Source organism: Sphingobium limneticum (assembly GCF_008710165.1).
Taxonomy (GTDB): Bacteria; Pseudomonadota; Alphaproteobacteria; order Sphingomonadales; family Sphingomonadaceae; genus Sphingobium; species Sphingobium limneticum.
The window spans coordinates 355,058-362,229 of the sequence record NZ_VYQA01000003.1 but is presented as its reverse complement, the minus strand read 5'-3'; the positions used below and the strand labels follow the sequence as shown (position 1 = coordinate 362,229).

The following is a 7,172-nucleotide window of genomic DNA, read 5'->3' as shown; positions in this document are numbered from 1 at the left end:
CAGCGATTGCTGAAGCGCGTCTTGGCGCCCATCGCCGCTGCGACCTCGTCCCCTTTCAGGTCGGTGCGATTCTCGCTTTCCTTGTTGAAGCGGGCATCGGGATCGAGCTTCAGCGTCTTGCGCAGGCTCGCGAAACTGACCTTGCCCTTGTCTTTCAGTTTCAGGAACAGGATGTCGCGCTCCTCGCGCGTCAGCCTCTGCGCCACTTCGCCGGGCCGCACGATCATCAGCGCGTTGAGTTCTTCCAGCAGGCGGCGGCGCTGGAATAGCGGGTGCGCCTTGGGCAGGCGTTCGTCGCCGGCGATCAGCGTGCACATGCCGATGCGGGGCGCCTTCAATGGCCGCTGATAGAAGATGATTTCATGGAGCCTGTCATGCACCTCGTCGGTCAGGACGGTGGGATGATGCGGCGCCTGCGCTTGCCAGATGGCGTCGAATTCCTCCTCCATCAGCTTGCCGGCCAGGCCCCGTTCGTACAGCCATTTGCCATAGGTCCAGCTGCCCGGCTCCGCGCCCGCCGCTGCCTCGTCGTCGCGGATAGCGTCGCACGTCCGGTCGATGCCGGTCGCGATCTTGCCGGCATCGTCGTCGGCACCGCGATCGGCCTTGCGGTTGGACTTGAACCCGCGCCGCTGGTTGAGGTGGAAGAGGGCGCGGCCCAGTTCCGGCAAGGTCAGCACTTCGTCCAGCGCCCGCGCGCGTGCGGCATAGGGGTCGATCGCCGCCATCGCCTTGCGCGCCGCCTCGTCCGCCGGGAACAGCCCGTCCGCGATCAGATATTTGATCAGGGCGCGTTGCCGCTGCTGGAACCGGTCCCGCCGCCGCCGCATAGCCCGCGCATCGCGCCGGTCCACTGCCAGCGATGCCCCGGATTTCGGGTCGCGCCCATCGCTGAAGATCCGCGAGCCGGCGGCAAGAATGGAGACAGGCTCGCCATTGATCGGCGCGCTCAACTCGATCGCAGCCCATCCCAACGAATTGGTCCCAAGGTCGGCGCCCAAGCGCCAGATTTTATGCTGTGTCATAAATCTGCCATCCCCCTGATATCCAAGACATTGAAAATGAAGGCGGGAAGGTCAAGTCCAATGTGAAGGCAATGCCTAGTCATCCGAGAAAGTTACTTGACCTATTCCTAAGCGGCGATAGATTAGGCGCCTCAGAGATCGCGGTCTGGCAGTTAACAAGTGTTAGTACGCACCAGATAAGGGCGACGCTCCGGCGTCGCCTTTTTTGTGTCGTGCGGCCTTCAGCCTGACATCTTTGATTTCTCCTTGCCCTCGTTTCGACCGCCGCTGCGCGAACGCGACGGCGCGTCGCATGCCATTGCGGATCAAAGCCTTTGTTAAGCATCCGCGCCTAAGACGCTGCCGATCGGACGGTCGCGCCATGCATGTCCGTTCAAGCATCGCATGAAGGATTCGACCGCCGCGTGGGTGAGAATTTCGCCTTTTTCCTGCCTATTATGATGGCCAGTTTCGGAGTCGCCTTCCTCATCGTCTGGGGCTGGGGCGCGCGTGGTGCGGGCTGGTGGAGCGGCGCCTTCTTCAGCGTCGCGGGCGGATTTGCCGTGCCGGTCGCGTTTCAGGCGCTGCCGACCGATCTGTGGGGCATCGTCGCGGACCTCTTCTTCGCCACCGGCTTCCTGTTGTTCAGCCAGGCGCTGCTCGACCGCTGGCGCGCCAACTGGATCTTGCGCCTGCGCCTGGTCATATGGGCCGGGTCTGTGGCGCTGTGCGGTTTTGCCATGATGATCGGCCATGTCCCGCTGGAACTGGTGTCGTCCGATTTCGGTTGCTTCCTTCTGATCGCCCTGCCGCTGGTGGCCGCACGCGGGCAAATGCGCGGCTGGCCGGACCGGGCGCTCTATGCCGCGGCGGTTCTCGTCGCGCTCGACAATCTGATGCGCGGCAGCACCGTGTCCTTCACCTTGCCCAGCGGCGTGTCCTTCCGCGACAGCGACTATGCCTTTCTGATGCAGGCGCTAGCCTGCATGTTCGGCCTGTTTCTCGCCTTGTCCGCGCTGGCCGCCTGCGTGCTCGACCTTATCGCCCGCTATCGTCACGACGCCCATGTCGATCCGCTGTCGGGGCTGCTTAACCGGCGGGGCTTCGACGAAGCGGTGGCACGGCTGCGTCGCAAGGGCGGCAGCCTGATCGCCTGCGACATCGACCATTTCAAAGCGGTCAATGATGCCCATGGCCATGCGACCGGCGACCGGGTGATCGTCACGCTGGGCGACATGCTCCGCACGCTTGCCCCGCCCGGCGCCGTCGCCGCGCGTTTTGGTGGTGAAGAGTTTCTGCTGTTCCTGCCCGCCACCGATGCCGCCGCCGCGGCCAGTATCGCCGAGGCCGTGCGCCTCCATTTCGCCGAGCAGGCGGCCTCGCGGCTGGGCCTGGCGCAATCGCTCACGGCCAGTTTCGGCCTGACCACATTGCATCGGGCCGATCCGTCGATCCATGAAGCGATCGCCCGTGCCGACAGCGCCCTGTACGAAGCCAAGGAAAAAGGGCGCAACCGGGTCTGTGTTCGCCGCGCGCTGGCCATGCCGGCCGTCGTTTCGGCGGCGGACGGCCAATTGCGGCGGGCCTGAAGGCGGCCGGAGAGGCTTTGCGTTACCGGCTCTTTTGCGTGCCGCCCAGGCGGCGCTGATTCCTGCGCACCGCCTTGCGATAATGGGCGACCGACGCGTCCAGCATGGCGGGGCCGGACGTGCCGAGTTGGCCGGTCATCATCTTCCACTGCAACCGGGCGACCGCGTCCAGCTTTTCACTGACCATCAGCTGGGCTTCGGCCATGGCGGCGGCGTTGCCGGTCATCAATCGGGGCAGGCGCATGCCGATGACCGAGCAAGCCTCCAGCCCGAGATTCCAGCAGTCGAAGGTGAGGGAGAGGGAGGTAGGCTCGCGCATAAGCTGTAAAGTCACCTTGCTGCCAGTGGTTGCCCGGCATTTTTATCCGGGATAGTCATTGAACCTTCATTCTATCGTCCTATGTTGGCCCTGTCACTCTTCCCCCTTTGGAGTGACTCCCTGAACCTTGGCCCCGCCGTTGAGTTATCTCCGGCGGGGTTGTTTTTGCCCATGGCATGCCGCCCGATCAGGGGATCACCAATTCCATCCCTGCCTTCACGCGGCTGAGCGCCAGATAGCTGTGATAGCTGGCCACCGCTTCATTCTCCGCGAACAGGCGCCGGGTGGTCGCTTCATAGCTGCGCATGTCGGGCGCGACGATGATCATGATGAAACTGCGGCCGCCGGTGACATAATAGCATTGCTGTACGTCGGGATCGTTACGGAACAGCGTCTTGGCCCGATCGACGGTCGCCGCCTTCTCATCGACCAGATTGACCTCTACGATGGATGTGACGCCCAGGCCCACCGCATCGGGATCGACGATCGCGGCATTGGCGGCGATCACGCCCTGTCTTTCCATCGCGGCGATCCGGCGTTGCACGGCGGCGGTGGACAGGTTCACCGCCTCGGCAATGGTGCGCTGCGGGGTGCGGTTGTCACGCTGGATGATTCGCAAAATCGCCCGGTCGAACGGGTCGAGGGAGCGGGCAGGGGGCGTCGGGATGGGCATGATCGAGTAATTGTTGCAATTACATGCCCAATCAAGAGCATTTTTCCCGCTGCAATGATGATAATTCTCGTCGCCATGATCGAAGGGCAGGGCATGGACGGGACATCCAGAGAGAGCGGGCATCTGACCGGCATCCTGTGCGGCATGGGGGCGGGCGCCTTATGGGGGCTGGTCTTCCTTGCCCCTGCGCTGGTGCGCGATTTCCGCCCGCTCGACCTCGCTATCGGCCGCTACCTTGCCTATGGCTTGATGTCCGGCCTGTTGATCGCGCCGCGCTGGCGCAGCCTGGTCGCACAGATGCGTTCGGGTGCCTGGTGGGCGCTTGGTTGGCTCGCGCTGGCCGGCAATCTCTTTTATTATGTGCTGCTGGCGACCGCCGTGCAGATGGGCGGCATCGCCATGACCTCGCTGGTGATCGGCTTCCTGCCGGTGGCGGTCACGATCATCGGCAGCCGTGAGCGCGGCGCGGTATCGCTGCGCCGGCTGGCGCCCTCCCTGCTGCTTTGCGGTGCGGGCGCATTATGCATCGGCTGGCAGGCGATCGCGGTGCCGGGCACGGCATCGCTCGGCCCCCGGATCATCGGCTTTGTCTGTGCGGTGGGGGCCCTTATTTCCTGGAGCGCCTTTGCGGTCGGCAACAGTCGCTGGCTCGGCCGATTGGGCGGCATATCGGCGCAGGACTGGAATCTGGCGATCGGCCTGATGACCGGCGCGCAGGCGTTTCTGTTGCTGCCGGTTGCGCTGGCGATGGGCATCGGCCACCATGATGCGGCGGCCTGGACCAAATTTTTATCTGTCTCACTCGCTGTCGCACTCTTCGCCTCGATCGTCGGCAACATGCTCTGGAACCGCATGAGCCGCCTGCTGCCGCTCACCATGGTGGGGCAGATGATCCTGTTCGAAACCGGCTTCGCGCTGATCTACGGCTTCCTGTGGGAACAACGCCTGCCGACCCTGCTGGAAAGCGCCGCCTTCGCGCTGGTGGTGGCCAGCGTCATCAGCTGCATCGCCGTCCATCGGCGCCCGGCTACAGATGTGACGGCGACCATCTAACCCCAGATCCGTTCGGTTCGAGCTTGTCGAGAACGAGGCGCCTGGTTCTCGACAGGCTCGAACCGAACGGAAAGAGGGGTATTGCAGCCTTTCCCCTTTGGCGGAATCGCTATAGGGCGGGTTTCATGACCAATATGTTTCTTGTGATGGGCGGCGGTGCGCTAGGCACGCTGGCGCGCTATCTGACCGGTCGGCTGGCGGGGCAAATGATGCCCGGCGCGGCCTGGCCCTGGGGTACCTTTGCCGTAAACCTGATCGGCGGCTTCGCCATGGGGCTGCTCGCAGGCTGGCTGGCGCGCGGCAGCGCCGCATCGGGCGAACCGATCCGCCTGTTGCTGGGTGTCGGCGTGCTGGGTGGCTTCACCACTTTCTCCGCCTTCAGCCTGGAAACCATGTTGATGATCGAACGCGGCCAAGCTGCGATGGCCATGGGCTATGCGGTGGCATCGGTGATCGGCGCGGTCGGCGCGCTGGCGCTGGGCCTGACCATCATGCGGAGTGCTGCAGCATGAAGGGGCGTCCTCCAGCCAAGACCGGCGGCGCAGGTCCGCGTGGCGGCAAGCCTTCCGGCAAGGGGCCTTTCGCCAAGGGTCCGTCGGACCGCAAGCCCGGCGATCGCAAAGCCGGATCTCCGTCCGGCCGCGGCAAGCCCGCCGGCCCGCGCAAGGACGGCAAGCCCCCCTTCAAGGACGGTAAGCCAGCCTTCAAGCCCAAGGCGCCAGCCGCCGCAAAATTGGCTGCGGCCAAGCCCGTAGTGGCCGCGCCCACAAAGCCTGCCAAGCCCAACCCGGCCAAGGGCGTCTCGCTCGACGTGCGGCAATATCGCGTGCAGCCCGACGATGACGGCATCCGCCTCGACCGCTGGTTCCAGCGGCACCTGCCCGATGTCGGCTTCAACCTGGTGTCGCGCTGGTCGCGTACCGGCCAGCTGCGCGTCGATGGCGCGCGCGCCGCGCCGGGCGACCGCATCGTCGAAGGTCAGATGATCCGTGTGCCCCCGGCCGAAGCCAAGCCGGAAGCGGCCCAGCGTCCCAAGCGCGTCCGCGTCATCGACCTGACTCCGGACGAGATCGCCTATGTGCAGGACATGGTGATCCATCGCGACGAACAGGCGATCGTCATCAACAAACCGCCGGGCCTCGCCACGCAGGGAGGCACGAAGACCGACGAGCATGTCGACAAGCTGCTCGACGGCCTGCTGTTCGACGCCGAATCGCGGCCCAAGCTGGTCCATCGGCTGGACAAGGACACGTCCGGCGCGTTGCTGCTCGCCCGCTCCAGCCGCTCCGCCGCCCATTTCGCCAAGGCTTTTTCCAGCCGCACCGCGCGCAAAGTCTATTGGGCGCTGGTCATCGGCGTGCCGTCGATCAACGACGGCATGATCGAGCTGCCGATCGGCAAGCAGCCGGGCACAGGCGGCGAAAAGATGCATGTGGATGAGGAGGAGGGCCTGCCGGCCCGCACCCGCTATCGCGTGATCGAGCGTGCCGGCAACCGCGCCGCCTGGGTCGAGCTGCAACCCTATACCGGCCGCACCCATCAGTTGCGCGTGCATCTGGCGGCGATCGGCTTCCCGATCGTGGGCGACGGTAAATATGGCGGCAAGGATGCGTTTCTGTCCGGCACGATCAGCCGCAAGATGCATCTGCATGCGCGCCGCATCCGGGTGGATCATCCCGATGGCGGGCGTGTGGATGTGATGGCGGACCTGCCGACCCATTTCGCCAACAGCCTGACCGAACTGGGCTTCGATCTGAAGCTGGGCGACATGCCGCTGGACGATGAGATCGACCGGACCCCGACCCGCGAAGATGAAAAGAAATTCGCGCGCCAACATGCCAAGCAGGTCCGCAAGGATCGCAAGGGCGAACGGCGGTCGCGCGGATCGCGCTGACGGGAGAGGCGAGGGTGCATCCCGATCCCACATTCGGCTGGCGCGATCAGCAGGCATTGCGGGCATTTGTCGGCGTGCAGCGATTCGGCATGCTGTTCGCGCAGACGCCGGACGGCCCGGCCGTCGCCCATATCCCTGTGGTGTGGCTGGATGACCGGCGGATCGGCTTTCACCTGTCGCGCGGCAATCGTCTTGCAAAGCATGTCGATGGCGCGCGGGCTTTGTTCGTGGTGAACGGCCCGCATGCCTATGTCAGTCCCGACTGGTATGGGCTGGCCGATCAGGTGCCGACCTGGAACTATGTCGCCGCCGAGCTGGAAGGCGATGTCCGCGCTTTGCCGGCGGACGCGCTGCCGGACCTGATCGATGCCCTCTCGCTGGACAGCGAAACCCGCCTCGCGCCCAAGCCGGTCTGGACCCGCGACAAGATGACGCCCGGCCTGTTCGACAGGATGGCCGGTGCCATCATCGGCTATGAAATGCAGGTGACCGACTGGCGCGGGACGCGCAAATTGGGCCAGAATAAGGTTCCGGCCGCCCGCAGCGGCGCGGCGGACGGCATGGCGGCGGCGGGCGATGGCGCCATGGCCGCCCTCATGCGCGAGACGTTGACGGGAGCCGATGCCGTATGAGGGAGCGC

8 protein-coding genes are annotated in these 7,172 nt (G+C 65.1%); 5 read left to right on the top strand and 3 right to left on the bottom strand.

Going from position 1 to position 7,172, the window contains the following annotated elements; all coding sequences use genetic code 11:
* Nucleotides 1-1,025: type II CRISPR RNA-guided endonuclease Cas9 (cas9, locus tag F4U95_RS06505; RefSeq protein ID WP_343032325.1), on the bottom strand; the 1,025-nt coding region annotated here is incomplete at its 3' end.
* A gap of 440 nt (nt 1,026-1,465) precedes the next feature.
* Here cas9 and F4U95_RS06500 point away from each other — a divergent pair.
* Nucleotides 1,466-2,593 carry a GGDEF domain-containing protein gene (locus F4U95_RS06500; RefSeq protein ID WP_246171509.1) on the top strand — a complete coding sequence of 376 codons (1,128 nt, stop codon included), beginning with the start codon at nt 1,466-1,468 and terminating at the stop codon, nt 2,591-2,593.
* A gap of 22 nt (nt 2,594-2,615) precedes the next feature.
* Here the strand turns inward: F4U95_RS06500 and F4U95_RS06495 are convergent, their stop codons facing one another.
* Nucleotides 2,616-2,912, bottom strand: coding sequence for a hypothetical protein (locus F4U95_RS06495; protein WP_120251736.1), 297 nt, complete (start codon nt 2,910-2,912; stop codon nt 2,616-2,618).
* A 187-nt stretch (nt 2,913-3,099) separates the two neighbouring features.
* Nucleotides 3,100-3,585 (bottom strand): Lrp/AsnC family transcriptional regulator, encoded by a 486-nt coding sequence (locus F4U95_RS06490; RefSeq protein ID WP_150425025.1) that lies wholly within the window; start codon nt 3,583-3,585, stop codon nt 3,100-3,102.
* A 93-nt stretch (nt 3,586-3,678) separates the two neighbouring features.
* On the opposite strand from F4U95_RS06490, the gene F4U95_RS06485 reads away from it, so the two are divergent.
* From F4U95_RS06485 to F4U95_RS06470, 4 genes are all read left to right on the top strand, one after another.
* On the top strand, nt 3,679-4,638 hold the full coding sequence (locus F4U95_RS06485) for a DMT family transporter (protein WP_150425053.1): 960 nt from the start codon (nt 3,679-3,681) through the stop codon (nt 4,636-4,638).
* Between the two features lie 125 nt (nt 4,639-4,763).
* Complete coding sequence (crcB, locus tag F4U95_RS06480) at nt 4,764-5,150, top strand: fluoride efflux transporter CrcB (protein ID WP_150425024.1); 387 nt, start codon at nt 4,764-4,766, stop codon at nt 5,148-5,150.
* Complete coding sequence (locus F4U95_RS06475; protein ID WP_150425023.1) at nt 5,147-6,532, top strand: RluA family pseudouridine synthase; 1,386 nt, start codon at nt 5,147-5,149, stop codon at nt 6,530-6,532. Before crcB ends, F4U95_RS06475 begins: the two co-directional genes overlap by 4 nt.
* A 14-nt stretch (nt 6,533-6,546) precedes the next feature.
* The gene (locus tag F4U95_RS06470) at nt 6,547-7,164 is read left to right on the top strand and encodes an FMN-binding negative transcriptional regulator (RefSeq protein WP_150425022.1); all 618 of its coding nucleotides are present in this window, start codon (nt 6,547-6,549) and stop codon (nt 7,162-7,164) included.
* Nucleotides 7,165-7,172: the final 8 nt, after the last annotated feature.

Bases quoted from the DNA above. Each gene is read 5' to 3' on its own strand.
- F4U95_RS06490 (WP_150425025.1), bottom strand. From the start codon at position 3,585: ATGCCCATCCCGACGCCCCCTGCCCGCTCCCTCGACCCGTTCGACCGG.
- F4U95_RS06495 (WP_120251736.1), bottom strand. From the start codon at position 2,912: ATGCGCGAGCCTACCTCCCTCTCCCTCACCTTCGACTGCTGGAATCTC.
- F4U95_RS06500 (WP_246171509.1), top strand. From the start codon at position 1,466: ATGGCCAGTTTCGGAGTCGCCTTCCTCATCGTCTGGGGCTGGGGCGCG.
- F4U95_RS06485 (WP_150425053.1), top strand. From the start codon at position 3,679: ATGGACGGGACATCCAGAGAGAGCGGGCATCTGACCGGCATCCTGTGC.
- crcB (WP_150425024.1), top strand. From the start codon at position 4,764: ATGACCAATATGTTTCTTGTGATGGGCGGCGGTGCGCTAGGCACGCTG.
- F4U95_RS06475 (WP_150425023.1), top strand. From the start codon at position 5,147: ATGAAGGGGCGTCCTCCAGCCAAGACCGGCGGCGCAGGTCCGCGTGGC.